This window comes from Novosphingobium sp. (assembly GCF_965228995.1).
Lineage (GTDB): Bacteria > Pseudomonadota > Alphaproteobacteria > Sphingomonadales > Sphingomonadaceae > Novosphingobium.
In genome coordinates this window covers 791,452-816,801 of the sequence record NZ_OZ245852.1, presented here as the reverse complement: position 1 = coordinate 816,801, position 25,350 = coordinate 791,452, and the positions used below count along the sequence as shown (strand labels likewise).

Genomic DNA, 25,350 nt, shown 5'->3' with positions numbered 1-25,350 from the left:
AGCTCCCTCATGCAACCCGCCCCTGCGTGACGACGGGCGCGCCTCCTCGCGGCGCGTGATGCATAGGCGATTCGGAACGCAGGGTTAACCCGCAGGATGCGATTGGGCCGGGGACAAGCGGCAAGCGGTATTTTTTCAGTCTTCGGGCGTGAAATCGAGCGCGGCGCTGTTCATGCAGTAACGCAGCCCGTTCGGCCCTGGGCCATCGGGGAACACGTGGCCGAGGTGCCCGTCGCAGCGCGCGCAGCGCACTTCGGTGCGGATCATGCCGTGGCTCATGTCGCGGTGCTCGTCGACCACTTCAGGATCGACCGGCGCGGTGAAGCTCGGCCAGCCCGAGCCGCTATCGTACTTGGTGGCGGATTCGAACAGCGGCGCACCGCAGCCGGCGCAGTGGTACTGGCCGGTGAGCTTGTTCTTCTCGTACTTGCCGGTGAAGGCCCGCTCGGTACCGCCCTGGCGCAGCACCTGGTACTGCTCGGGCGAAAGCCGCTCGCGCCATTCGGCTTCGGTCAGGTTCATCTTGTCGGGCATGAGTCGGATCGTCCTGTCTCGGGGAGGAAAACGGAAGGTTCGGGCCAAATATGGGAAGCCCGCGCGTACTCGGCAAGCAGGCTATCGAGGCATCTGCCGCGCGCGGGGCACGGTCAGTGGAGATGTTCGACGACGAGCACGGTGCCATCCGCCGCGGTCACCCGCATCCGCGTGCCGGGCTGCGCATCGGGCCCGCGTGCGAGCCATTCCGTATCGCCATGGCGCACGCGCCCGCTGCCGCCTTCGATCACATGGGTGACAACCACGCTCTGCCCGACAATCTGCCCGCCCCGGTCGTTGAGCATCGGATCGGCGCTTGCCACCGGATGCCGCAACACCCAGCGCCGCGCCGCCGCCAGTGACAACGCGCATAGGATGACGAAGAGCAGGATCTCCCCCTCGAGCCCCACCGGCATGCTCGCCGCCACGAGCCCGGTGACGAGCGCGGCCGCTGCCAGCCAGATCAGGAAATAGCCCGGCGCGAGCAACTCGGCGATGGCGAGCGCGACGCCCAGCGCCATCCAGCCCCAATGCCATCCAACGGGCAGGCCGAAAAGCTGCGTCACAAGCGCCATGGCCTCAGCCCTGCACCGGCGGTGGGGCGGGCGGCGGAGGTGATACCACACGCGGCACGCGGGGGCTGGCGGGCGGCGGAGGCGGCCCGCCGGGCCGTGCACCCACTGCATCGTTGATCAGGTCGCCAATCCCGCCAAGCGCGCCGACAAGCTGCGTCGCCTCGATCGGGAAGAGGATCGTCTTGGCATTGGGGGAGGTGGCGAACTCCTTCACCGCCTCGACGTATTTCTGCGCGACGAAGTAGTTGAGCGCCTGCGTGCCCGAAGCGGCGATCGCTTCCGAAACCACCGCCGTCGCACGCGCTTCTGCCTGGGCAGAGCGCTCGCGCGCCTCGGCATCGCGGAAGGCGGCTTCCTTGCGGCCCTCGGCTTCCAGGATCTGCGCCTGCTTCTGCCCCTCGGCCTTGAGGATTTCCGAGGCGCGCGAGCCTTCGGCTTCAAGGATCTGGGCGCGCTTCTCGCGCTCGGCCTTCATCTGGCGGGCCATCGCGTTGGAGATATCGGCAGGCGGGCGGATGTCCTTGATCTCGACGCGCGTGATCTTGAGGCCCCATGGCGAGGTCGCGTGATCCACCACATTGAGTAGCCGGGCGTTGATCTCATCGCGCTTCGACAGCGTCTCGTCGAGGTCCATCGAGCCCATCACCGTCCGCAGGTTCGTGGTGGTGAGCTGCATGATCGCAAGGTAGAGATTCGAAACCTCGTAAGCCGCCTTGCCCGCATCGAGCACCTGGAAGAACACGATCGCATCGACACCGACCATGGCATTGTCGCGGGTGATGATTTCCTGCCCCGGAATATCGAGCACCTGCTCCATCATGTTCACCTTGTGGCCGATCCGGTCGATGAACGGCACGATGAAATGGAGCCCCGGCTGCGCGGCGAGCGAAAAGCGGCCGAGCCGTTCGACGGTATAGACATGGCCCTGACGGACCACGCGGATCCCCATCGCCAGATAGACCACCGCCAGCCCCACGATCAGGATCAGCACCGCTTCCACGCCCAGTCCCCTCAAATGCCGTACTTGCGGTCCCAGACTACCGCAGCCTCGGCGTATTAGTAGTGCGATTTCGCATCCGGCGCGGCGAGATCGTAGCAATGTGCGATATCGTAGTTGTCCACTCCGCCCGGGCGGCTCGCCGCCTCGGCGCGCATCGCATCGCGCGCTGCCTCTACCGCCGCATCCGCGCTATCGCCGCTCTTGCCGCTGGCGATGATGGCGCCGCGTGCGCGGGTGGAGAGCACTTGCGCCAGGGTCTGGAGATCGCGCACGCCGGTCCCGTCCGGCCCTTTCGCGCGCTCCTCTTCCCACGCCAGCGTCAGGATCGCGGCGCATTGCGCGAGATCGGGGGTCTGCAGCGGCGGTACCGCGGCATCGAGCCGGGCAAGGCAGGGCCTGACTTCGGCGGCGAGTTCGCGGTCAGGATCAGCAGCCGCGCGGCGCTGCATTGCGGTCACCTCGGCCACAAGCAGATCGCGCACCGCGTCCTGCGTCATCCCGCCCTGCGCCACCGCACGCGCGCCGACATCGGCGAAGAAGCGCTTGCCCCGCACCGCAAGCGGCGGGAGCGCGAGCGCCGCCGCGCTGCCCCGCGCCTGCTCGGACGCGGCAATCGCGAAGGCCGCCGCGCAATGGAGGTCTGCCTTCAGCGCCGCGTCAGGCGCGGCGGATGGGGACGGTGCAGCCGCCACTGGGGCAGTCAGAAGCGCCAGGATCAGCGCAGCGGGGGTGAGGGAACGCAGCATCGCCCGCAGCATAGGGACAGGGCCACTAACCGTCAGCAACTATCGAACCGGGCACAAAAAAACGGCTGCGGACGATCCAGGGAGATCGTGCCGCAGCCGTGTTAGGGGCGCGCTTCAGGGTGTGGGTGGAAGGCGCGCTGAAGAGACGTGTAATCCGGTTGGTTCAGGCCTTGGGCGTGTTGCAGCGGGCCATGTCTTCGGCCGCCAGTTCGCCCTTGGGAGTGACGAAGCGGCTGATCGTGCCGACCTTGGCGGCCAGCTTGGTGCACAGGACGACCGGGCGGGCGGTGTCTTGCCCTGCCGAGCAGGTGTCACCAGCGCAGTTCCACAGCACATCGCCCAGCATCAGCTTGGCAGGCTTGGCGACCGGTGCCGCGAGCGTCACCGAATAATAGGAGTTGCCGTCGGCCGCGCGGGCCGGGTTCGCGGTAACCGCGAAAGTGGCAGCGGTGCCGACGAGCGCGAGCACAGCCGGGAGCAGCTGGCGCCACATGGTCGAACCGGCGGCGCTGTTGCGGATGGCAATCATGATAGTTCCCCTTGGTCTTGTCAGAGTCTGGTTAGGACCCCCGTGATTGGCGAGGGCCTGCTCGGAAACTGCGGGGTTGGCGGTCCGGGCCGATGCTTGCGGCGCTGGTCCGGACCGCCGGGTGGAGAGGATGCGATTTCCGTTGCGAATCGATACCTACTTCAATAGGTTTCGAGTTGCAACTAGAAACTTATATTGCTCTCAAGAATGAGGTATGTCACAAAGCGTCATGGGAAAACTCCGCGAATCCCTCGCCGACCTCGTCGTCTGTGGCCTCCCCTGCGCTTTGGAGGCGATGGGCGAACGATGGTCCTTCATGATCTTGAGGGCTGCCTTCAACGGGGTATGCCACTTCGAGGAGTTTCTCGATTCGCTCGGAATCGCGCGCAATATCCTTTCCAACCGGCTTTCCCGGCTGGTCGAGGCAGGCATTCTCAAGCGCGAGCATTGTGCGGATGACCGCCGCCGCATCGAATACCGCCTGACACCCAAAGGCATGGACCTGCTCCCCGCCATGCTGGCGCTGCGCCAGTGGGGCGAAAAGTGGGAAATGAACGTGCCGGCCAATCCCGTCCTGTGCGACAGCCGCGACGGGTTGCCGATCCTGCCCATCACCATTCGCGCGCACGATGATCGCGTGCTCGAAGGAGCAGACCTGATGTGGCGCGAATGGTCCGATGTCGAGGCGAGCAAGAAGGAAGCTGCCGCGCATCTGCGCGTGGCGAACTAACCCCAAAAAAGCGGGCTGCCACCTGACCGGTCCCGGGGGCAGGATTATCGGTCTGGTGGCAGCCCTCAACGTCGGCAGCGGCTGGGACTGGATGCCGGCTGCATCACACGTCTCTTGAATTCGGAACCTTCAGCGCGCGGCGACCTTGACGGTGCTGAACCGCATACCGCGATCCGCCATGGCGCGCTGCGCGGACTGGATTGCATTGCGATAGCAGCGGCGCGCTTCCATCGTTTCAGCCAGCGGGTGCGGGCCATAGTTGGCTTCGCAGACCGCCGAAGCGGCGCGGCGGAGGCGGGAATCGAACGCGGACTGGCCTGCGGCGGTCGCGAGATCGAGATCGGTGTACTTCACCATCCGGTGCTGGACCTGCACATCGGCTTCGGCCGAGGTGGCGGAGTGGGCAAAGGCGGGCTGGGCGGCAAACACCAGGCCAGCAAGGCCAGTTGCGATCAGAGCAGTCTTGAACATGGCAAGTTCCTTAGCTTGGGTTGCACTTGGTGCCGGGTCGCTGTGGGCGGCCTGGCGGGGAGCGGTGGTTGGGCTGGCTGGTCCGATCCGGAAGCCTTGCCACCGCCGCATGCCCATTTTGCTAGGCGATTCGCGAACGCGCCGCGCGCCGTGGTCGACCGAGCCGTCCATCGTGCCGACAAACCGCCGCCGCGCCCGACCAACGGCTTATCCGGCTCCACGAGCGACAAGTCCGCCGTTCGCCGGCGTGACAGAGCGGTGCCGTCCCCCTATCCTCGGTCGGCATGGCGATTCTGATCATCTTCCTGCTCGGCGTCGGAAATTTCGCGCTGCACCGGGCAGTCACGGACAGTGGCCATCCGCTGCTGGACCGGCTGCCCTGGTACTATCACGCGCTTAGCAGCCGCTTTTCGCTCGCCGTGGAGTTCCTGATGCTGCTCGGCGGGTTGTTGCTCGCATCCGAAGGGATCGCGTGGGGCGCGCTCGGCTATCTCACCTACAGCCTGCTCAATGCGATTTCGGCGTGGCTAATCCTGTCCGGAAAGGTTTAGGGCACGGGCCATGATCCGCCTGTTCCACATCAGCGACGTGCACTTCGGGCTGGAAGATACCGCCGCGCTCGCATGGGTCGCGGAGTGCGTCGCGCGCGAGCGGCCTGATGCTGTCGCCATCACCGGCGATCTCACGATGCGGGCACGACACCGCGAATTTGCCGCCGCGGCCGCGTGGATCCACAGCCTTGGCGTGCCCGTCACGGTCGAGGTCGGGAACCACGACCTCCCCTATTTCAATCTCGCAGAACGCTTTCTCGATCCCTATCGGCGCTTCCGCGCGCTGCAGGGGGCGGTAGACCAGGGCATTGCCTTGCCCGGACTTGCCATTGTCCCGCTCAAGACCACGGCGCGCGCGCAGCTACGGCTCAACTGGTCGAGGGGTCACGTCAGCGAGCGGAGCCTCTCCACCTGCCTCGCCGCGCTGGACGCGCTGGCGCCCGGCACCCGTGCGCTCGTCGCCTGCCATCACCCGCTGGTCGAGACCGGGACGCGCGGCAAGGCGCTTACTCGCGGCGGTTCACGCGCGCTTGCGGCCCTCGCCCAGCGCGGCGTCCTGGGCGTGCTGTCCGGCCATGTGCATGATGCGTTCGACATCATGCACCCCACCGCAAACGGGCCCGTGCGCATGATCGGCGCCGGCACCCTGTCACAACGCCTGCGCGCGACCCCGGCGGGTTTCAATGAACTGATCGTCGACGGAAGCGAGCTAACTGTGAAGGTGCGGCATGAGGCATCAGCGCCCGCAAACCGGTGAAAACTCATAATTATAGTTATGATTTTCTGTCTCTAGTTCGTTATATTTTTTCCAGCATCGTTCATTGTATTTTGGCCGTTTCTTTACCTTTACGACGGTTCCGCGGCTGAATCGCGGGATCACCTTGAGTCGATCCATCTTTAAAAATTAACGGGTCACTGACCTGCAACCGCTACCTTGTAACGCCTATTTTAGGGCTAAGCGAAGGCTTGTGCGTTTGCGGCATTGCTCCGCCGACGCAGGCGCTTCGCAAAACAACAATCATAAAAACTCCCCCTATGGACATATATGTCTTCCTATAGTTCGATAGGGGAATCGCCGGGTGCTCTGAATGGGCTACCAGCCGCCTTACTCACGCAGTTGGAGGCCTCGTTGCCCACCACCGCCTCAGTTTCCGATGATCGGTACTTCATGCAAGCGAGCGCCGGACAGGTCCGCTACCTGTCAATGAATGATCTCCATCGCGATGCCCGCGATAACTGGCTGCAAAGCGCCTTGCCGGGGCTGGAGCAGCACACCTTCGTCGATCTGGAAACGCGGTTTCTGTCGATCGCGGAGCAGGATTACGACGCGCTGGTGATCGGCGGCAACGATCCTGTCCGCGCGGCGCGCTTCCTGCGTGTCAATCGGCCGATTCTTGCGCGCAAGGTCAAGATCGCACTGATGCACGGCAGCCTTGCCAGCAAGCGGGCCAAGGCCCTCAACGCCGGCTTCGACGATGTGTTCGACAGCGCACGGATGGCGCCCGAGGAGGCAGCCGCGCGCTGCACCGTTATCCTCGCCCGCTACCAGGCGGCGGCACATCAGGCGCGCGCCGAACAGGAACTGGCAAGCTCGCTCGATCGCATCGCCCACCTGCATCTCCTCGGCAAGCGCGAGCGGCATCTGCTGACGCTGCTGGCCAACCGACTCGGTGAGCCGGTGTCGCACTACAAGCTCAGAACCGAGCTCAGCCATGGCAATGACGAGCTTTCGTACAACTATCTCAAGGTCCTCGCCTCAAACCTGCGAGCCAAGCTCAAGCCGCCCTACGTCCTTGTTCCCGGAGGGCAGGGTTCGTACAAGATAGCCAGCTTGTAAGAGACCCGCCGCCAGAGCAACATTGACTTTCCGGCAGCGACCACCCATATCGGCGAGGCTATCGTCGCCTGCGACGGATTTTCATGAACCGGATTTCTGTCCGGGCCGAATTTTCCCCTCTCACGCCACCAGCACCGGCCGCACTGTTTGCTGCCGCGTACCCTGTTCATGTGAAAGGGGCCCTGATGCCCGCAGAATATCGTCCACGTCCCGCCGCCACTCCTGCCCATAACAAGGTGGGCTGAGCCATGGCGAAGGAAGACGTGATGACGCTTGATGGCCAGATCGACGAGATCCTGCCTGATGGACGCTTCGGCGTGATGCTGGAAAACGAACACCGCATCATCGCCTATACCGCCGGCAAGATGCGCAAGTTCCGCATCCGCTCGATCGTGGGAGACCGCGTGAAAGTGGAAATGACGCCGTACGACCTGTCCAAGGGTCGCATCGTCTTCCGCGAAAAGGTCGCGGGCGGCGGCGGCGGCGGCGCTTTCAAGAAGCGGCGCTAGCACTCCGCAAAACTACCGAGGCCGCTTGAGCGCGCAGGCTTTCCTGCCGCGCGCCGGCTTCGCATATTCTCAACACATCGGCGCGCGATGCGCGCCAGGGATTTTCATGACACCGATTTTGAACACCGCGCACGCCTACACGATCAACCACAGCTTTCTGCCCCGCAGCCGCGTTTCCCGGATCGAGCGCATCACCGCGCCGCCACGGCGAACTTCATCCGTGCTGACCCCGCAGGAACTGCGCCAGCTCGTCCAGCAGATGGTCGACTGACCCGGAAACGAAAAAGGCCCCTACCTCCGCGCATTCCGGCGCGGAGGTAGGGGCCTTTTTTTGTAAGTTCGCTCTACGCTTACTTGGCGGCTTCGCTTGCCGCGGGCGCGGCCGCGCTGGCATCGGCCGCCGGGGCGGATGCATCGGCGGCAGCCGGCGCAGCAGCCGCTTCGGCTGCGGGAAGCGGCAGGTTGCTGCCCTGCGAGTTCAGGTACAGGATCACGTCAGCACGCTGCTGCGGATCGCCGATGCCAGCGAACGACATCTTGGTGCCGGTCGCGTACTTCGCAGGCGAAGTCAGCCATTCATCGAGGCTGGCGAAATCCCACTTGCCACCCTTGCCCTTGAGCGCATCCGAGAAGGCATAACCACCGCGGCCCTGCCCCTGGCCTTCGCCGACCACACCCCACAGGTTCGGACCGATGCCGTTGGCCCCGCCCTGTGTGATCGTGTGGCAGGCCTTGCACTTGGCGAACGTGGCTTCACCCTTGGCGACATCGCCCTTGGCCAGACGCGTGGCGATCGGTTCGACCGCAGCGGCGGCGCCGCCCTCGGCTTCGACGCCCTCGATCACATAGCCCATCTTGGCCGGACGGTTTTCCTTGTCAGCCAGAAAGTAGTGACCCGAAAGGCTCGAAAGCCCCAGCGCAACGATGCCGCCGAACAAGGTCCAACCGGCAATGGTATTGAAACGATCGTCCATTCCGAGCCCCATATGGAGTTGCGCCGCCTGCGTGGCATGCGCCAAATTGCGCCGCCGCTCTAGTCACGCCCCCGCCACCGCGCAAGAGTGATTGCAATAGGTTGAAGGACAAGAATCGCATGGGCGCATGACCTTGCCCTTTGCAAAAGCGCCTTGCCCGGTCCTTCGCCGGAGCCTAAGCGCCTCGGTCCATGGCCAGCTACCCCGTTCCCGCCGCACGCATCGTTGCCGAAATGACCGAGGCCGCCGCCGCCGATCCGGCGCGCGCGGTCGCGTTTCAGGGTGCACCGGGCGCCAATTCGCACCGCGCCGCGCTCGAAGCGCTGCCCTATTGCCTGCCGCTGCCGTGCTTCTCGTTCGAGGATGCGCTGGAGGCCGTGAAGGACGGACGCGCCGGCCAGGCAATCATCCCGATCGAAAACTCGCAGCACGGCCGGGTCGCCGATATCCACTTCCTTCTGCCCGAAAGCGGCCTGTCGATTGTCGGCGAGCACTTCATGCCGATCCAAGCCTGCCTCATGGGCCTTGGCACCGGGCCGTTCACCAGCGCCTGGAGCCACCCGCAGGCGCTTGGCCAGTCGCGCCACTACTTGCGCGAGCGGGGCATTGTGCCGATGTCCTATGCCGATACCGCGGGCGCAGCGGCCTATGTCGTCGAGCTGGGCGATCCCGCCGCCGCCGCCATCGCCCCACGCATTGCGGCCGAGCTTTATGGTCTCACGCTCGTCGAGGAAAACATCGAGGACGCGCACGACAACATGACCCGCTTCGTCATGCTGGCGCGCGAACCGCTCGATCTCGGCACGATCACTGGCCCCGCGATCACCACATTCATCTTCGAGGTCCGCAACATCCCCGCCGCGCTCTACAAGGCGCTCGGCGGTTTTGCGACCAACGGCGTCAACATGACCAAGCTGGAAAGCTACCAGCGCGGCGCCAGCTTTGCCGCCACCGCGTTCTTTGCCGATATCGTCGGCGCACCGGGTGAACCGGCGGTGGACCGCGCGTTCGAAGAGCTTACCTTCTTCGCCAAGGACTTGCGCATTCTCGGCACATATCCGCTCGAACGGGCGCGCGGCTGACCACTCTCTCGCCGATCCGGCGCGATAAACGCTTGCTCCTTGCGGGCAGGCCATGCGACCACTTGCATTGTGGCAGCAGGACCAGGACCGGATAGCGCCAATGCAGGCGAACGCGCCTGGGAAGCAGCGCGCGCGATGCGCGAAATCCAGTACGCCCCCGTCCCGCCCTACAAGGTTCCCCAAAACGAGCCGCCCGAATGGCTGGTCGCGATCTTGCGCTTCCTGGCAAAATTGTTTGAACCGCTCGGCCAGCTGATCGGTGCGCGGTGGAGCGGCTTTGAAGTCGTGCTGGTCGCTCTTGCCGCCGTGGGCGCGCTCTGGATCCTGTGGACGCTATACCAGCGCTGGAGGTTCACCCTTGCGCTGGCCGTGCCCACGGCGGACACGCCGGTAATCGACCGTGCCGCTGCGCTGGCGCTGCTCGAAGATGCCGATGCACTCGCGGCCGAGGGCCGTTTCGACGAGGCAGTCCACCTCCTGCTCCAGCGCAGCGTGCATCATATCGCCGCCGCCCGCCCCGATTGGCTTTCGCCATCGAGCACCGCGCGTGAGATCGGCTCGATCCCCGGTTTGCCCGCTGCTGCGCGGCAGGCCTTCACGCTGATCGCACGCGAGGTCGAGCGCAGTCTCTACGCCCTGCGCGCACTCGCCGCCGAAGACTGGCAGCGTGCCCGCGCAGCCTATGCCTCCTTCGCGCTGCAGAACTTCGAGTCCAGCCGATGAGCGGCCCCATGAGCGGTTCAGCTTCCTCGCAACCCTTCAGCAAGGGCACATCGCTCGGCATCGTGCTGATCGGCGCGCTTGCCTTCATCGCCGTGCTCTACTGGCTCGGCACCGGCGGCGGGGCGACCAATAACGGCGGCGGCCATGCCGCAGGGCGCGGGCTCAATGGCTATGCCGCGCTCGCCGCGATGATCGAAGCCGATGGTGTCACCGTCCGCCGCGCGCGGAGCAAGGACGCGCTCAAGCAGCCCGGCCTCCTCGTGTTGACGCCGCCAGCCGAGGCCAAAGGGGGCGACATTGCCGAGATCGTGGAGGCGCGGCGCACGATCGGCCCGACGCTCGTCGTCACGCCCAAATGGCGCGCCTTCCAGGATATCGCCAACCCGGCGAGCAAGCGCGGCTGGACCCAGCTTGACGGCACGGCGCCGCCCGAATGGAGGGGCTATCACGACGATCTTGGCGTGGGCTTCATCAAGGGCGCGGCGCACGGCTGGCAAGGCGCGGGGGCCATGTCCGCGTCTCGCGGCCGGTTGCCCGATGATCGCACGGTCCAGGCTGGCACCGGCCCCGGCCTTGAATCGCTGATCGAAACCCCCGATGCCGCTATTCTGGCAGGCTATCTCACCGCCGATGGCAGCAACGCTGTGCTGGAACAGTGGATCGGGATGGAGCGCCATCCCGGCAGCGATCCCGATGAAGCGGACGCCAACAACAGCTTCACTTCGAGTTTTCCCGTGGTGTTGGTGTTCGAACCGGACTTGCTCGACAACTGGGGCCTTGCCGACAAGCAGACCGGCCTGATGGCCCGCCGCCTCGTCTATGCCGCGGCGGGCGGCAAACCGGAAAGCGTCACCTTCGATCTCACGCTCAACGGCCTTGGCGCGAGCCGCAACCTGCTGACGCTTGCTTTCGAGCCGCCGTTTCTCGCCGCCACGTTGTGCTTCTTCATGGCGCTGTTCGCCGCCGGCTGGCGCAGCTTCAATCGTTTTGGTCCCGCCCGCGCGGCCGGCCGCGAGATCCCGCTCGGCAAGACCATGCTGGTGCGCAACACGGCCGGCCTGATCCGCCTTGCCCGGCGGCTGCGCCTGATCGCCGCGCCCTATGCGGATGCTTCGCGCGAACGGCTGGTCCTCGCGCTCGGCCTCCCGCGCGGCCGCCCACCCGCCGAAACCGAAGCCGCGATCGACCGTCTGCAGGCCCGGCTCGACCGGCCGGGCCCCCGCTATTCCGAACTTGCCGCACGCTTGCGCGCGGCCCGCCGCAGCACCGACGTGGTGCAGCGCGCGGCTGCGCTTCAACGTCTTGAAAGGGACCTGACCGAATGACTCTTGAAGAAGTCCGCACCATGGCCGGCGCCATCCGCGCCGAAGTGGCCAAGGCCGTCGTCGGGCAGGACAGCGTCGTCGATCACCTGCTGATCGCGCTGCTGGCTGGCGGCCACGTGCTGCTCGAAGGCCCGCCCGGCACCGCCAAGACGTTGCTGGCGCAGAGCTTTGCCACCTCGCTCGGGCTCGATTTCGGGCGCATCCAGTTCACGCCGGATCTGATGCCGGGCGATATTCTCGGCTCCAATCTGTTCAACTTCCAGACGAGCCAGTTCACCCTCACGCGCGGGCCGATTTTCCACGAACTGCTGCTCGGCGATGAAATCAACCGCACCCCGCCCAAGACCCAGGCCGCGCTGCTCGAAGCCATGCAGGAGCGCCGTGTCACGCTCGATGGCGAGACTTATGCGCTGTCGGACCGCTTCATGGTCGTCGCCACGCAGAACCCGATCGAGAGCCAGGGCGTCTATCCGCTCCCCGAAGCGCAGCTTGATCGCTTCCTGTTCAAGCTCCTCGTCGATTACCCCTCTGCCGAAGAGGAAGCCCAGATCGTCACGCGCTTCGGCGCCGGTCGCGGTGCGCCAAGCCCTGCCGCGCTGGGTGTCTGCGCCGTCACGGCGGGCGATGCGATTGCCGCTGCAGTCACCGCCGTCACCACCGTCACGATGTCCGAGACCGTAGTCGACTATATCGTCCGCCTCGTGCGCGCGACGCGCGAGAGCGCTGATCTTGCCGCCGGGGCCAGTCCGCGCGCGGCGGTGGTGCTCGCCGGTGCCACCCGCGCCCGCGCCGCGCTTGATGGTCGCGACTATGTCATCCCCGACGACGTGAAAGCGCTCGCCATCGCTGTGCTGCGTCACCGCATGCTGCTCAGCCCCGCTGCCGAAATCGAAGGCCGCGCGGCGGAAACCATCGTCGCCGACCTCATCCAGCGCACCGAGGCGCCGAGGTAAGCCATGCGCCTGCGCTGGCCCTTCCCGGTGTTCTACCCCTCGGCGCGCACTGCCCTGCTGCTCGCGCTCGCCGCGCCGCTGGCAGTGGTGCTCGCTGCTGCCGCGCCCCGGGCGTGGATCGCTGCGCCCGCACTCGGCGGTGCGCTTCTGGTAATGGTCCTGCTCGATGCCTTGCTCGCCCCTGCGCTGGCAGACCTGCGCATCATCGTGCCGGAGGACGGCGAGGTGGGCGAACCACTGCGGCTCACCGTCCTCGCCGATTTTCGCATCGATTCGCCCCGCGCCGCGCCGGTCGCGGCCTTGGCGCTCGATCCCCGGCTTGCCTTTGGCGGTCGGCTGATCGCGCCGCTTCGGCGGACCAACGGCGTGTGGAGCGCCGAGGTCGAAACGACCCCTACCCGGCGCGGTACCGGCCCGGTCAGCGCGGTATGGCTGCGCTGGGAAGGGCCGCTCGGGCTGGCCAGCCGACAGGTGCGGCAGGACATCGATGCCACCATCCGCATCCGCCCCAATATCGCGCCGGTGCGCAGCCCCGCGCTCCAGTTGTTCCTGCGCGATGCCCAGTTCGGCATGGTCGCCCGCCGCATCCGGGGCGAGGGCACCGAGTTCGAAGCGCTTGCCGAATACGAACCTGGCATGGACCGCCGGCGCATCGATTGGAAGTCGTCGGCCCGCCACGCCCGGCTCTTCGCCAAGGAATACGAGACAGAGCGCAACAACCAGATCGTCTTCGCGTTCGATTGCGGGCAAACCATGTGCGAACCAATCGCCGGCCTCCCGCGCATTGACCGCGCCGTCACCGCCGCACTGACCACCGCGTGGATCGCGCTAGGTGCGCAGGACCGCGTCGCAGTCTATGGCTTTGCCCAGCGGCCCCAGGTGCTGAGCCCCTTCGTCACCGCCCCGCGCGAATTTGCCCGCCTGCAGGAAGCCGCCGCCGCGCTCGACTACACTGCCGAGCAGCCCAACTTCACTCTTGCGCTCTCCACGCTCGCGGCGCGGCTGCGGCGGCGGTCGCTGGTGGTTGTCTTTTCCGAATTCACTGATCCGACCAGCGCCGAACTGATGATCGAATCGATGCGCCGCCTTGTCGAGCGCCACCGCGTGATCTTCGTCGTCATGGCAGATGCCGAACTCGCCGATTTTGTCAGCGCGCCAGTGCAGACAGCGCAGGATGCCGCCATGGCCGTCACCGCCACAACCTTGCAGCACCAGCGCGCGCTCGTGCTCCAACGTCTGCGCCGCGCGGGCATTCTCGTGGTCGAAGCGCCGCACCAGCACATCGGCAACCGGCTGCTCGATGCCTATCTCGCGGTCAAGCGCGCCGGGAGCCTCGGATGAGCGAAAACGCACCCACCCTGCTTGGCCGGCTCGGCGGCTGGTTCAGCCCCGCCGCCAGCGCCCAGATCGCCGCCGCCGAAGACGCGGCGCTGCGCTCCGACCGTTTCCGGCTCGAACGCGAAGGCGAATGGAAGCGGCTTGAGGCCATCGTCACGCGGATCGAGCGCGGACGGTTGCGGAGCGTTTCTGACGAAGACCTCCTCGCGCTTCCCGCACTCTATCGCACGGCCGTCTCCAGCCTTGCCGTAGCGCGCGAAACTTCGCTCGATGCCGAAACGCTGGCCTGGCTCGAAGTGCTCACGCGCCGCGCCTGGTTCATCGTATATGGCCCCCGCGCCGGGTTGGGCGACTGGCTCCTGCGCTTCTTCGGTGGCGGCTGGGGCGCGAGCGTGCGGGCGATTGGCCCGGAGATCCTGATCGCACTGGCGCTGATGGTCTGCGGCACGGTGGCCGGATGGCTGCTCGTCGCCAGCGATCCTGATTGGTACTACGCGCTCATCCCCGGCGACATGACCGATGCCCGCGTACCCGGCGCCAGCCGCGCGGTGCTGCTGGGTACGTTGTTCGGCCAGCAGAACCAGCACGGCCTTGCAGTCTTCGCCGCCGCGCTGTTTTCCAACAACGCGCAAGTCTCGATCCTCGCATTTGCGCTGGGGTTTGCCTTCGGGCTCCCGTCCGCGCTGCTGCTGATCCAGAACACCACCATGCTCGGCGCGCTGCTCTGGCTCTACCACGGGCAGGGACTGACGCTTGAGCTCGTCGGCTGGCTTTCGATCCACGGCACGACCGAGCTTTACGCGATCCTGCTGGCCGGTGCGGCGGGCCTCCATATCGGCCGCGCGATGGCTTTCCCCGGCGAAGCAGCGGTGCTCGATGCCGCCGCTGCCGCCGGTCGCCGCGCCGCGCAGGTCATGGTCGGCGTCGTCCTCATGCTGATCGTGGCCGGCCTGCTTGAAGGCTTTGCCCGCCAGCTGATCGACAATACTGCCGGCCGGCTGATCGTCGGCGCGTTCATGCTGGTGTTCTGGACCGCGTATTTCTTCGTCTGGCGCGGCGCGGGGAAAGACCGGTAATGGCCCGGCGCGAGCCCCGCACCCGCAACCGCACGGTGATCACTCCCGAAGGCGTGGCGCTGCCCTTTGTACTTGCCGCGCGCGGCGCCCGGGCGGCTGCGCTGCTGCTCGATCTGGCGATGATCGGCGCAGCCATGATCGTCACATCGCTCACGCTGATCTGGATCGCGGGCGGTCTCGGCATCAAGATGGCAGATATCGAGGCCGACGTGCCCAAGGCCCGCGCGTTGCAGGCCATCGTCATCGTATGGATCATCGCGATGTTCCTGTTTCGCAACGCATGGTTCCTGTTCTTCGAGCTAGGCCCCCGCGGCGCGACTCCGGGCAAGCGCATAACCGGCATCCGTGTCGCCGCGCGCGGTACCGAGCGGCTGACCACCGAGGCCGTGATCGCGCGCAACATCGTGCGCGATATCGAGCTGTTCATGCCGATCGTGTTCATCGGCGGCGCTGTCGCTTCGGGCAGCGACACCGATCTTGCGGGCTGGGCCGGGGCGATCTGGTTCGCGATCTTCGTGCTGTTTCCGTTCTTCAACCACGATGCCCTGCGCTGCGGCGATGTGATTGCGGGCACCTGGGTGGTCGAAGCGCCGCGCCGCAAGCTTGGTGAGGCACTTTCCGTCAGCGCGCCCACTGCCGCGACCGATCAGGCCTATACCTTCACGGCGCAGGAGCTGGCGGTCTACGGGGAGTTCGAGCTCCAGACGCTCGAACGAATATTGCGCGAGGGCCAAGGTCCGGCGATGGACGAAGTCGCCGATGCGATCAGCCGCAAGATCGGCCGTCCTTATCCCTACCGCGCCGAGCGCGTGTTCCTCGAATCCTATTATCTCCAGCTCCGCGCCCAGCTGGAGCAGGGCCTGCGCCTTGGTCGACGCAAGGCCGACAAGTACGCAGCCTGAGACTTTCCGCGCCGAACGGTCCCACGGCGCGGAAAGAGTCAGCAATCCGTCAGTTGCGCCATTTCCAGCTGCGCAGCAGCTGCGAACCCATCTGGTGGCGATACTTCGCCCGATCCGCCGATGCAGCTTCCATCTGCGCGTTGGTCGTCGCCATGTAGGCGTTGTAGGCGTCCTCGCGCTTCTGTTCCTCGGCCGGATCGCCAAACTTCGTGAAGCGGGTGATGAGGTAGTAGTCGGGTTCACCCGGCCGCCGGAACTCGTTGGAGAGGATCTCGTAGCTGGTGATCCAGCCCTGCTTTACCGCGAAATCCTGCCCCTTGCGCCACATGCCGGCGAGGTGATTGATGTAATCGAGATCATGGCCGTCATCGACGCTGATCATCGAAACCGTCACGTAATCGCCCGGAACGACCGGGACTTGCTGCGCGCTGACAGCAGCGGGTGCCGCGCAAGCGAGCGCGACCGCGGCCATGGCGGCAAATCGAAGAGATTTCATGCGTAATCCTCCTGAGACTGCGCACGAAAGTGCGCGTCGGGTTGCTGCCTGATAGTCGGGCGAACCGTTATATCACAACGTCGGGCGGGCGGAGGCTGCGCCCCTCACGAAGGATAGTCAATCAGCCGAATATTCCGATCTGGCGCAATCCGTCGCTGCTCGCACGGCCGCGGAACATGCCCGGCGTGGTAAAGGCGAAACCGGTCTCGCCAGCGGGCGTCGCGTAGATGACCCCGCCGACCCCGCCCATCGCGCCGACTTCGCCGAGCACGGCCTCGGTCGCCGCCTGCGGTCCCTCGCCGCCGATCCGCATGCGCGCGCAGATCTCGTGCGCCACGGCCGCGCGGATGAACTGCTCGCCAGAACCCGTGCAGCTGATCGCTGCCGAGCGATCGTCGGCATACGTTCCTGCGCCAATCAGCGGCGAATCTCCGATGCGCCCCCAGCGTTTGCCCGTCAGGCCCCCGGTTGACGTGGCCGCCGCCACATGGCCGCCTGCGTCCACCGCCACCGCGCCGACCGTGCCGTACTTCAGCCCCGCATCGAACCAGCCGAGCTTCTTCGCCTTGAGCTCCTGCAATTGCTGCCACCGTGCTTCGGTCGCAAACCAATCCGGATCGACCTGCTCCACTCCCTGCTCGCGCGCGAACTCCTCGGCCCCCGCGCCGCTCAGGAACACATGCGGGCTCTTCTCCATCACCGCGCGTGCGAGCTGCACCGGGTTGCGCGTATGCGTCACCCCGCAGACCGCGCCAGCCCCCCGCGCCTGCCCGTCCATCACCGCCGCATCGAGCTCGTTGGTCCCATGATAGGTGAACACCGCGCCGCGCCCCGCGTTGAAATGCGGATCATCCTCCAGCGCCGAGACCGCGGCGCACACCGCATCCAGCGCACTCCCGCCTGCCGCGAGCACCGCGGTCCCGGCATCGAGCGCCACGCCCAGCGCCGCTTCGTGCGCGGCAACGGCGGCGGCGTCCATCGTCTCGGGCGTCATCGATCCGGCCCCGCCATGAATGGCGATCGCCCAGCGGCTTTTGCTTGTCTCGGTCATGGCCCTGTCGGTACACAAAGCTGCGCGAATGCCAAGGCGGGAAGCCCTCTCCCCTTCAGGGGAGAGGGCCTGCGAGAGGGAAATGATCGAAGGTCTGGAAATCGCGGAAGACGACCTTTCCGGGGCGGACGTGCAAGCGCTGGTGGCCTACCACCTCGGCGGCATGCACGCGGAAAGCCCCGCATGCAAAGTCCACGCCTTGCCGCTCGACAAGCTGCGCCAACCCGGCGTGACGTTCTACACCGCCCGCATCCACGGCGCGCTTGCTGCAATGGGCGCGATCAAGCACCTCGACGCATCCCACGGCGAACTCAAATCCATGCGCGCCGCCCCTGAATGGCGCGGCAAGGGCGTGGGCGAGGCGATGTTGCAGCACCTCCTCACCATAGCCCGCACGCGCGGCTACACCCGCGTGAGCCTCGAAACCGGGCGGACCGAGGCCTTTGCACCTGCGGTGGCGCTTTACCGGAAATATGGCTTCGAGGAATGCCCGGCCTTCGCCGACTACGTGGTGGACGATTTCAGCCAGTGTTTGACGCTGATGCTGTAGTGGTCAAGGGCCGCTGAACCAGTTGATGGCATTGACATAGTAGCTCGGAACAGGTCTTCCGGTCGCATCTTGCGCAGGTTTGAATCTGGCGCGCTCAAGCAGCAGCCTGCAGGTCAGTGCACCCAGCCCCGCAACGGACAAGGGCCTCTGTATGTAGCAGGCAGTCGGTTTGCCCTTCACATCGATCATGAGCCGGAACCGGGCCTGCACATTCATGCGTTGGCGCCGCATCGCTGGCGGCATATCAAAGTCGGTGGCCCACGTACCCGGACTGCCTAGCGGCTCCACCTTGTGTAACAGCGCGGCCTGTTGCCGAGGATCGAGTCCCCAATCACGCACTAGGGCGTCCGTGCACTCGCGCATAGCAGCCATGGGTGCACCCAGCGTATCGATCTGAAAGGTCCTTGCCTCATCGCCCACAACAAGCGTCACGGCGCTGATGACCTTCTCCTGCGCTGGAGAAGGTGCAGGTACGGAGAATTTCCCGAATGGCTGCGCCGAGCGATTGAGCAGATCCCACTTTCCAAAGAGGATCAGCACCGTTCCATCGGGTTCCGACGTCCCGATCATAATTTGCCGGGCCGCCGGCCGGCTGCCATCTGGGCTGAACGAGACGAGACCTTGTGCGAACACGCCACTCGAACTCGTGTGAAATGCAGGGCCCGCCAGAAGAACGTCGACCTGTTCATCCGGCCGGAATCGTTCAAATATCAGCGTGGTGGTTCCGGTATCCGAGATGAACTCGCGCGATATCCGGCAGCTGTCGGACGCGTGGTTCATGGTCCACGGACCGCGTGACGGGGCCTTGTCCGTCTGAGCCTCAGCAGCAGCCGCGAGGCTGAGGGGGAGCAGAAGTGCCGAGCAAATAAGGAGCCATCGGATCATTCTGAAGAAGTATCAGCACTAGCCAGCAGCATAAACGAGAAAAGGCCCCACCGAGGTGGAGCCCTTCCCGTGTTTCCGTCCTGAAGCGAAGTTCAAAGCTTGCCGGTAAGCTCCGGCACCAGCGTGAACAGATCGCCGACGAGGCCGATATCCGCGACCTGGAAGATCGGGGCGTCCTCGTCCTTGTTGATGGCGATGATGGTCTTCGAATCCTTCATGCCCGCAAGGTGCTGGATCGCGCCCGAGATGCCGACCGCGATGTAGACTTCCGGCGCCACGATCTTGCCGGTCTGGCCGACCTGGTAGTCGTTGGGCACGTAGCCCGCATCCACCGCCGCACGCGATGCACCCACACCGGCGCCGAGCTTGTCGGCGAGCGGGATGATCACGCTCTGGAAGGTTTCCGCGTCCTTCAGCGCGCGGCCGCCCGAGACGATGATCTTGGCCGAGGTCAGTTCCGGGCGCTCGCTCTTGGCGATTTCCGAACCGAGGAAGGTCGACGTGCCGGCATCGCCCGCAGCCGCCACAGCTTCCACCGCCGCCGAGCCGCCGGTGGCGTCCGCCTTGGCAAAGGCCGTTCCGCGCACCGTGACGACCAGCTTGGCATCGGTCGATTCAACCGTCGCGATCGCGTTGCCGGCGTAGATCGGGCGAGTGAAGGTCTTGGGGCCTTCGACCGAAAGGATGTCCGAGACCTGCATCACGTCGAGCAGCGCGGCGACGCGCGGCGCGATGTTCTTGCCGGTCGTCGTGGCAGGCGCGACGAACACGTCGTAATCGGCCATCAGGCCGGCGACGAGCGGCGCGACGTTTTCGGCCAGAGCATTGGCATAAGCCGCGTCATCGGCCTTGAGCACCTTGCTCACACCGGCGATCTGCGCAGCGGCGGCGGCAGCGGCATCACAGCCCGAGCCTGCAACCAGCGCGGTCACTTCGCCGATCTGCGCGGCTGCGGTCACGACGGCGAGGGTGGCGTCCTTGACGGAGGCGTTGTCGTGTTCGACCCAAACGAGAGTTTTCATGGCATTTTCCTCCGGGGGTTCAACCCCTGATCCGTCCACCCTGAGCTTGTCGAAGGGCTGTCCTTCTCTTGCGCCGCAGCGCCAACCTTCAAGAACAAGGACAGTGCTTCGACAAGCTCAGCATGGACGGGGTGGGATACGAGAAATCAGGCGACGCCCATTTCCTTGAGCTTGGCGACCAGCGCATCGACGTCAGGCACCTTGATGCCCGCGCTGCGCACCGGCGGTTCGGTGACCTTGAGCGTCTTGAGACGCGGCGCGATATCGACGCCGTAGTCTTCCGGCGTCTTGCTCGCGAGCGGCTTCGACTTCGCCTTCATGATGTTGGGCAGCGAGGCATAGCGCGGCTCGTTGAGGCGCAGGTCGGTGGTGACGATCGCGGGCAGCGCCAGCTTCACCGTCTCCAGACCGCCATCGATCTCGCGCTTCACGACGACGCTGTCGCCCTCGACCGCGATCTCGTTGGCGAAAGTGCCCTGCGGACGGCCGAGCAGCGCGGCGACCATCTGGCCGACCTGGTTCGCGTCATCGTCGATCGCCTGCTTGCCGGTGATGATCAGGCCCGGCTGCTCTTCATCGGCAATCGCCTTGATGATCTTGGCAACCGCCAGCGGCTCGACTTCGGTTTCGCTCACGACGAGGATCGCGCGGTCCGCACCCATGGCAAGCGCGGTGCGCAGCGTTTCCTGCGCCTTCGCTGGCCCGACCGAAACCGCCACGATCTCGGTGACCACGCCCTTTTCCTTCAGGCGGATGGCTTCCTCGACTGCGATCTCGTCGAACGGGTTCATGCTCATCTTGACGTTGGCGAGGTCAACCCCCGTGCCATCCGCCTTCACGCGCGGCTTCACGTTGTAGTCGATCACCCGCTTCACGCAGACCAGGGCTTTCATCGTGTCAGGCCTTTCTCAAACTTGTGGCGCGCGCATAAGTCGCCTTTACGTAAACGTCAATCTCGCCGCAGGTGCGAATGCAGGAAAGTCAGCCTCGGCATCAGCCGCGCTACTACTCCATTTCAAGGATGATCGCATCCACTGCAAGGCTTTCGCCCTGCGCGGCGTTCACCGCCTTCACCCGGCCCGATTTTTCGGCGCGCAGGATGTTTTCCATCTTCATCGCCTCAACGACCGCGAGCGGCTGCCCGGCCTCGACGGTATCGCCCACACCGACAGTCAGCGCCACGAGCAGCCCGGGCATCGGGCAGACGAGGTACTTCGACATGTCCGGCGCGACCTTGGCGATCATGTGCTGCGTCAGCGGCGCGATTCGCGCGGGCAGCACGCGCACATCATGACTGCAGCCGCGTGTCGTCAGCTTGAAGCCCGCCGCGCGCGCGGCGACTTTCACCGTGAGCGGCTTGCCGCCCACTTCGGCCATGACCACCCGGTCCCCCGGCGTGTATTCCAGCGCGAGATCGATTTCCGCGCCATCGACGGTGATCGCATCCTCGTCGACCGAAACGGCATACTCGGCCTCGCCGATCCGCACCGCCCATTCCGACGGCGGATCGAGCGTGACCCCCAGTTGCCCATCGACCTGCCGCGCCCGGTCGGCCCGCGCCGTGGCAAGGAAGCCCGCCAGCGCTGCGAGCGAGCGCAGCGTCTCGTCAGACGTCGCCGCACCGTGGAACCCCTCGGGATATTCCTCAGCAATGAACCCGGTGGTCAGCTCGCCCGAACGGAAGCGCGGGTGCTGCATGATCGCCGAGACGAAATCGATGTTGTGGCCCAGCCCCTCGATCTCGAACGCATCCAATGCCTCGATCTGGCGGTCCGCCGCTTGGTCGCGCGTTTCGCCCCAGGTCACCAGCTTGGCGATCATCGGATCGTAGAACATCGAGACTTCGCCGCCTTCATAGACGCCGTCGTCCACGCGCACCCCGTCCACGCCGCGACGGCCATTCGCCGCGCCATCATCGGTCCAGCCTTCCACCGGCGGATCATAGCGCACCAGACGCCCGGTCGAGGGCAGGAACCCGCGATAGGGGTCCTCGGCATAGACGCGGTTTTCGATGGCCCAGCCGTCGATGCCGATATCGTCCTGCGTGAAGGCCAGCTTCTCACCGGCGGCCACGCGGATCATCTGCTCGACCAGATCGATGCCGGTGATCGCCTCGGTGACGGGGTGTTCCACCTGCAGGCGGGTGTTCATTTCGAGGAAGTAGAAGCTCTCGCCGCTCGGGTCCGCGCCCGAAACGATCAGCTCCACCGTGCCCGCCGAATAGTATCCCACCGCGCGGCTGAGTGCGACGCACTGCTCGCCCATCGCCTTGCGCATCTTCGGCGTCACGAACGGCGAGGGCGCTTCCTCCACCACCTTCTGGTGGCGGCGCTGGATCGAGCATTCGCGCTCGTTGAGATAAAGAATATTGCCGTGCTGATCGCCGAGAATCTGGATCTCGATGTGGCGCGGATTGAGAATGAACTTCTCGATGAACACGCGGTCATCGCCAAACGAGTTCAGCCCCTCGCGCTTGGTCGCCTCAAACCCCTCGCGCACGTCCTTTTCGGAGTACGCCAGCCGCATCCCCTTGCCGCCGCCGCCGGCCGAGGCCTTCATCATTACCGGATAGCCGATCTCGTCCGAGATTCGCACGGCATGCTCGGTATCCTCGATCTCGCCCACGAAGCCGGGGACGACGTTGACGCCCGCCGCCTTCGCCAGCTTCTTCGATTCGATCTTGTCACCCATCGCGGCAATCGCATTCACCGGCGGCCCGATAAACGCGATGCCTTCCGCCGCCAGTGCCTCGGCAAAGCTCGTGCGCTCCGAGAGGAACCCATAGCCCGGATGGACCGCATCGGCCCCGGTCTGCTTGCACGCCGCGATGATCTTGTCCGCGATCAGGTAGGACTGCGCAGCAGGCGAAGGCCCGATATGCACCGCCTCATCCGCCATCTTCACGAACGGCGCGCGCGCATCGGCATCCGAATAGACCGCCACGGTCTGGATACCCATCCGGCGCGCGGTCTTGATCACGCGGCAAGCAATTTCGCCACGGTTGGCGATGAGGATTTTCTTGAACATCAGAGGTCTACACCTTCAATAATGAAGAGGCGCGAGGAACTGGTCTTGTGGCGGATGGCCCCGATGGGTGCGTACTCCGGAGAACGCAGAAACGCTTCCGCCATGGCTGCACTTGCGAACTCGATGATCACGATCCGGCCCCACGGCGCATCGCCTTCCATGCCGATCACATTGCCTCCGCGGACAATGTAGCGGCCGCCAAATTGCTCGAGCAGCGGTGTCACTGCATTGCGATAGTCGGCGAAGCCAGCGGGATCATGAACGTCGATCTCGCCGACAATGTAGCCTTTGGGTGTATCAGTCACGTCCTCACTCCGCCGCCGCCAGTTCTTCGCCCGCCGGCGGCATGTTGTGCCCCAGCAGGCGCAGCATATCCGCTGCTGCCTCAACCACGTTGGTGCCCGGGCCATAGATACCCTGCACCCCCGCCTCGCGCAGGAAGTCGTAGTCCTGCGGCGGGATCACCCCGCCTGCGACAACCTTGATATCGCTGCGGCCCGCTTCGCGCAGGTGGCGGATGAGTTCGGGGATCAGCGTCTTGTGACCTGCCGCCAGCGAAGACGCGCCGACTGCGTCGACCTCGTTCTCCAGCGCCAGCTTGGCGGCTTCCTCGGGCGTCTGGAACAGCGGGCTGCTCGTCACGTCGAAGCCCATGTCGCCGAACGCAGAGGCAATCACGTTCGCGCCGCGGTCATGCCCGTCCTGGCCCATCTTGGAGACGAGCATACGCGGCGCACGGCCCAGACGGCGCGTCACGGCTTCCACACCGTCCAGCACCTGCTGGTAGCGCGAATCGCCTGCATAATAGGCGCTGTAGACGCCCTTCACCGGGGTCGGGTGCGTGCCGTGGCGGCCGAACACGATTTCCATCGCATCCGAAATCTCGCCCAGCGTGGCGCGGTGCCGCGCGGCCTCGACGGCGAGCTCCAGCAGATTGCCGCCGGTTTTCGCGCCTTCGGTCAGCGCATTCAGCGCAGCGCGGCACTTGGTCTCGTCGCGGTTCTCGCGCACCCATTTCAGCCGCGCGATCTGGCCTTCGCGCACCGCCATGTTGTCGACTTCCAGCGTATCGAGCTGGTCCTCGCTGGCGAGGCGGTACTTGTTGACGCCGACGATCACGTCATCGCCCTTGTCCACCCGCGCCTGACGGCCCGCCGCCGCTTCCTCGATCATCGCTTTGGGCCAACCGGCCGCCACGGCCTTGGCCATGCCGCCTTCGGCTTCGACCCGCTCGATGATTGCCCACGCCTTGTCGACCAGTTCCTGCGTCAGCGCCTCGATGTAGTACGACCCGCCCAGCGGATCGACCACCTTGGTCATCCCGGTCTCTTCCTGGATCACGATCTGCGTGTTGCGGGCGATGCGTGCGGAAAAATCGGTCGGCAGCGCAATGGCTTCATCGAGCGCATTGGTGTGGAGCGACTGCGTGCCGCCCAGCATCGCGGCCATCGCCTCGATCGTTGTGCGGATCACGTTGTTGTAGGGGTCCTGCTCCTGCAAGCTCACGCCCGAGGTCTGGCAATGCGTGCGCAGCATCTTGGAGCGCTCGTCCTGCGCGCCCAGCTGCGTCATCACGCGGTGCCACAGCACGCGCGCGGCGCGCAGCTTGGCCACTTCCATGAAGAAGTTCATGCCGATGGCGAAAAAGAACGAAAGGCGGCCCGCGAAGGCATCGATATCGAGGCCCGAGGCGACGCCGTACTTCACGTATTCCATGCCGTCGGCGATGGTGAAGGCAAGCTCCTGCACCTGCGTCGCCCCGGCTTCCTGCATGTGATAGCCGGAAATCGAGATCGAATTGAACTTCGGCATCTCGCGGCTGGTGTAGCCGAAGATGTCCGAGATGATCCGCATGCTCGGCTCGGGCGGGTAGATATAGGTGTTGCGGACCATGAACTCCTTGAGGATGTCGTTCTGGATGGTCCCGTCGAGCGCGGCGCGCGGCACGCCCTGCTCCTCGCCCGCCACGATGAAAAACGCGAGGATGGGGATCACCGCGCCGTTCATGGTCATCGAAACGGACATCTGATCGAGCGGAATCCCGTCGAACAGGATCTTCATGTCCTCGACGCTGTCGATCGCCACGCCCGCCTTGCCGACATCGCCCACCACGCGCGGGTGATCAGAGTCGTAGCCGCGGTGCGTCGCGAGATCGAACGCGACCGAAAGGCCCTTCTGCCCCGCCGCCAGATTGCGGCGATAGAACGCGTTCGATTCTTCGGCAGTGGAGAAGCCCGCATACTGGCGGATCGTCCACGGACGCCCCGCATACATCGAAGCCCGCACCCCTCGCGTGAACGGCGCGAAGCCCGGCAGGCCCGGATCCACCGGCGCGTCCTCCGCCGTGTAGAGCGGCTTCACGGCAATGCCTTCAGGGGTCTGCCAGGTCAGGTCTTTCCCCTTGACCTCCTTGGCCGCCGCCTTCTGCCAGTCTTCGATATTCGCCATGATCTTGTTCCTAATG

At 65.5% G+C, this 25,350-nt stretch carries 29 protein-coding genes; 14 read left to right on the top strand and 15 right to left on the bottom strand.

The genetic code is table 11. The features are described from left to right. Positions 1 to 135: 135 nt before the first annotated feature. The 5 genes from msrB to ACO056_RS03715 all read right to left on the bottom strand — a co-directional run bounded on the left by msrB (position 136) and on the right by ACO056_RS03715 (position 3,384). The gene (gene msrB, locus ACO056_RS03735) at positions 136 to 534 is read right to left on the bottom strand and encodes a peptide-methionine (R)-S-oxide reductase MsrB (protein WP_421852010.1); all 399 of its coding nucleotides are present in this window, start codon (positions 532 to 534) and stop codon (positions 136 to 138) included. Between the two features lie 113 nt (positions 535 to 647). Continuing rightward, complete coding sequence (locus ACO056_RS03730; protein ID WP_421852007.1) at positions 648 to 1,109, bottom strand: NfeD family protein; 462 nt, start codon at positions 1,107 to 1,109, stop codon at positions 648 to 650. Positions 1,110 to 1,113: 4 nt separating this feature from the next. Further along, positions 1,114 to 2,058 carry an SPFH domain-containing protein gene (locus tag ACO056_RS03725; protein WP_421855284.1) on the bottom strand — a complete coding sequence of 315 codons (945 nt, stop codon included), beginning with the start codon at positions 2,056 to 2,058 and terminating at the stop codon, positions 1,114 to 1,116. A gap of 107 nt (positions 2,059 to 2,165) precedes the next feature. Further along, positions 2,166 to 2,855 carry a hypothetical protein gene (locus tag ACO056_RS03720; protein WP_421852004.1) on the bottom strand — a complete coding sequence of 230 codons (690 nt, stop codon included), beginning with the start codon at positions 2,853 to 2,855 and terminating at the stop codon, positions 2,166 to 2,168. A 163-nt stretch (positions 2,856 to 3,018) separates the two neighbouring features. Next, positions 3,019 to 3,384 carry a CC_3452 family protein gene (locus tag ACO056_RS03715; RefSeq protein WP_421852002.1) on the bottom strand — a complete coding sequence of 122 codons (366 nt, stop codon included), beginning with the start codon at positions 3,382 to 3,384 and terminating at the stop codon, positions 3,019 to 3,021. Between the two features lie 229 nt (positions 3,385 to 3,613). On the opposite strand from ACO056_RS03715, the gene ACO056_RS03710 reads away from it, so the two are divergent. Beyond that, positions 3,614 to 4,114 (top strand): winged helix-turn-helix transcriptional regulator, encoded by a 501-nt coding sequence (locus ACO056_RS03710; protein WP_421851999.1) that lies wholly within the window; start codon positions 3,614 to 3,616, stop codon positions 4,112 to 4,114. A 129-nt stretch (positions 4,115 to 4,243) separates the two neighbouring features. Here ACO056_RS03710 and ACO056_RS03705 read toward each other — a convergent pair whose 3' ends face one another. Beyond that, entirely contained in the window at positions 4,244 to 4,585 is a 342-nt protein-coding gene (locus tag ACO056_RS03705; protein WP_421851996.1) for a UrcA family protein, read from the bottom strand. 284 nt (positions 4,586 to 4,869) lie between these two features. On the opposite strand from ACO056_RS03705, the gene ACO056_RS03700 reads away from it, so the two are divergent. The 5 genes from ACO056_RS03700 (at position 4,870) to ACO056_RS03680 (ending at position 7,753) form a co-directional block, all read left to right on the top strand. Beyond that, positions 4,870 to 5,136, top strand: coding sequence for a hypothetical protein (locus ACO056_RS03700; protein WP_421851993.1), 267 nt, complete (start codon positions 4,870 to 4,872; stop codon positions 5,134 to 5,136). A gap of 10 nt (positions 5,137 to 5,146) precedes the next feature. Further along, positions 5,147 to 5,893, top strand: a complete 747-nt coding sequence (locus ACO056_RS03695) for a metallophosphoesterase family protein (protein WP_421851990.1) — start codon at positions 5,147 to 5,149, stop codon at positions 5,891 to 5,893. Between the two features lie 447 nt (positions 5,894 to 6,340). Further along, positions 6,341 to 6,973 carry a winged helix-turn-helix domain-containing protein gene (locus tag ACO056_RS03690; RefSeq protein ID WP_421851987.1) on the top strand — a complete coding sequence of 211 codons (633 nt, stop codon included), beginning with the start codon at positions 6,341 to 6,343 and terminating at the stop codon, positions 6,971 to 6,973. A 248-nt stretch (positions 6,974 to 7,221) separates the two neighbouring features. Next, positions 7,222 to 7,482 carry a translation initiation factor IF-1 gene (gene infA, locus ACO056_RS03685; protein ID WP_421851984.1) on the top strand — a complete coding sequence of 87 codons (261 nt, stop codon included), beginning with the start codon at positions 7,222 to 7,224 and terminating at the stop codon, positions 7,480 to 7,482. Positions 7,483 to 7,588: 106 nt separating this feature from the next. After that, entirely contained in the window at positions 7,589 to 7,753 is a 165-nt protein-coding gene (locus tag ACO056_RS03680; protein ID WP_421851981.1) for a hypothetical protein, read from the top strand. Positions 7,754 to 7,832: 79 nt separating this feature from the next. On the opposite strand, the gene ACO056_RS03675 is transcribed toward ACO056_RS03680, so the two are convergent. Next, the gene (locus tag ACO056_RS03675; protein WP_421851979.1) at positions 7,833 to 8,456 is read right to left on the bottom strand and encodes a c-type cytochrome; all 624 of its coding nucleotides are present in this window, start codon (positions 8,454 to 8,456) and stop codon (positions 7,833 to 7,835) included. A 191-nt stretch (positions 8,457 to 8,647) separates the two neighbouring features. Between ACO056_RS03675 and ACO056_RS03670 the strand changes: the two genes are divergently transcribed. The 7 genes from ACO056_RS03670 to ACO056_RS03640 all read left to right on the top strand — a co-directional run bounded on the left by ACO056_RS03670 (position 8,648) and on the right by ACO056_RS03640 (position 15,855). Next, entirely contained in the window at positions 8,648 to 9,538 is an 891-nt protein-coding gene (locus ACO056_RS03670) for a prephenate dehydratase (protein WP_421851976.1), read from the top strand. 69 nt (positions 9,539 to 9,607) lie between these two features. Then, the gene (locus tag ACO056_RS03665) at positions 9,608 to 10,261 is read left to right on the top strand and encodes a hypothetical protein (RefSeq protein ID WP_421851973.1); all 654 of its coding nucleotides are present in this window, start codon (positions 9,608 to 9,610) and stop codon (positions 10,259 to 10,261) included. Between the two features lie 8 nt (positions 10,262 to 10,269). Next, complete coding sequence (locus ACO056_RS03660) at positions 10,270 to 11,586, top strand: DUF4350 domain-containing protein (RefSeq protein WP_421851970.1); 1,317 nt, start codon at positions 10,270 to 10,272, stop codon at positions 11,584 to 11,586. Continuing rightward, positions 11,583 to 12,539 (top strand): AAA family ATPase, encoded by a 957-nt coding sequence (locus tag ACO056_RS03655; protein WP_421851967.1) that lies wholly within the window; start codon positions 11,583 to 11,585, stop codon positions 12,537 to 12,539. The genes ACO056_RS03660 and ACO056_RS03655 overlap by 4 nt, the downstream gene beginning before the upstream one ends. 3 nt (positions 12,540 to 12,542) lie before the next feature. Then, positions 12,543 to 13,880, top strand: coding sequence for a DUF58 domain-containing protein (locus ACO056_RS03650; RefSeq protein WP_421851964.1), 1,338 nt, complete (start codon positions 12,543 to 12,545; stop codon positions 13,878 to 13,880). Further along, positions 13,877 to 14,953: a stage II sporulation protein M gene (locus tag ACO056_RS03645; protein WP_421851961.1), complete on the top strand. Its 1,077-nt coding sequence runs from the start codon at positions 13,877 to 13,879 to the stop codon at positions 14,951 to 14,953. Before ACO056_RS03650 ends, ACO056_RS03645 begins: the two co-directional genes overlap by 4 nt. Beyond that, on the top strand, positions 14,953 to 15,855 hold the full coding sequence (locus ACO056_RS03640) for an RDD family protein (RefSeq protein WP_421851958.1): 903 nt from the start codon (positions 14,953 to 14,955) through the stop codon (positions 15,853 to 15,855). Before ACO056_RS03645 ends, ACO056_RS03640 begins: the two co-directional genes overlap by 1 nt. Before the next feature lie 49 nt (positions 15,856 to 15,904). On the opposite strand, the gene ACO056_RS03635 is transcribed toward ACO056_RS03640, so the two are convergent. Both ACO056_RS03635 and ACO056_RS03630 read right to left on the bottom strand, forming a co-directional pair. Beyond that, the gene (locus ACO056_RS03635; RefSeq protein ID WP_421851955.1) at positions 15,905 to 16,351 is read right to left on the bottom strand and encodes a hypothetical protein; all 447 of its coding nucleotides are present in this window, start codon (positions 16,349 to 16,351) and stop codon (positions 15,905 to 15,907) included. A 121-nt stretch (positions 16,352 to 16,472) separates the two neighbouring features. After that, the gene (locus tag ACO056_RS03630) at positions 16,473 to 17,402 is read right to left on the bottom strand and encodes an isoaspartyl peptidase/L-asparaginase family protein (RefSeq protein WP_421851952.1); all 930 of its coding nucleotides are present in this window, start codon (positions 17,400 to 17,402) and stop codon (positions 16,473 to 16,475) included. 82 nt (positions 17,403 to 17,484) lie between these two features. Here ACO056_RS03630 and ACO056_RS03625 point away from each other — a divergent pair, with 82 nt between their 5' ends. Next, positions 17,485 to 17,952: a GNAT family N-acetyltransferase gene (locus ACO056_RS03625; protein ID WP_421851949.1), complete on the top strand. Its 468-nt coding sequence runs from the start codon at positions 17,485 to 17,487 to the stop codon at positions 17,950 to 17,952. Between the two features lie 3 nt (positions 17,953 to 17,955). Here ACO056_RS03625 and ACO056_RS03620 read toward each other — a convergent pair whose 3' ends face one another. From ACO056_RS03620 to scpA, 6 genes are all read right to left on the bottom strand, one after another. Next, positions 17,956 to 18,732, bottom strand: a complete 777-nt coding sequence (locus ACO056_RS03620; RefSeq protein ID WP_421851946.1) for an energy transducer TonB — start codon at positions 18,730 to 18,732, stop codon at positions 17,956 to 17,958. A gap of 197 nt (positions 18,733 to 18,929) precedes the next feature. Further along, positions 18,930 to 19,859 carry an electron transfer flavoprotein subunit alpha/FixB family protein gene (locus ACO056_RS03615; protein WP_421851943.1) on the bottom strand — a complete coding sequence of 310 codons (930 nt, stop codon included), beginning with the start codon at positions 19,857 to 19,859 and terminating at the stop codon, positions 18,930 to 18,932. A 146-nt stretch (positions 19,860 to 20,005) separates the two neighbouring features. Next, complete coding sequence (locus ACO056_RS03610) at positions 20,006 to 20,752, bottom strand: electron transfer flavoprotein subunit beta/FixA family protein (protein WP_421851940.1); 747 nt, start codon at positions 20,750 to 20,752, stop codon at positions 20,006 to 20,008. 112 nt (positions 20,753 to 20,864) lie between these two features. Further along, positions 20,865 to 22,886, bottom strand: a complete 2,022-nt coding sequence (locus tag ACO056_RS03605; protein ID WP_421851937.1) for a biotin carboxylase N-terminal domain-containing protein — start codon at positions 22,884 to 22,886, stop codon at positions 20,865 to 20,867. Beyond that, complete coding sequence (locus ACO056_RS03600; RefSeq protein WP_421851934.1) at positions 22,886 to 23,191, bottom strand: DUF1330 domain-containing protein; 306 nt, start codon at positions 23,189 to 23,191, stop codon at positions 22,886 to 22,888. Before ACO056_RS03600 ends, ACO056_RS03605 begins: the two co-directional genes overlap by 1 nt. Positions 23,192 to 23,195: 4 nt before the next feature. Next, positions 23,196 to 25,334 (bottom strand): methylmalonyl-CoA mutase, encoded by a 2,139-nt coding sequence (scpA, locus tag ACO056_RS03595; RefSeq protein WP_421851931.1) that lies wholly within the window; start codon positions 25,332 to 25,334, stop codon positions 23,196 to 23,198. Between the last annotated feature and the right edge of the window lie 16 nt (positions 25,335 to 25,350).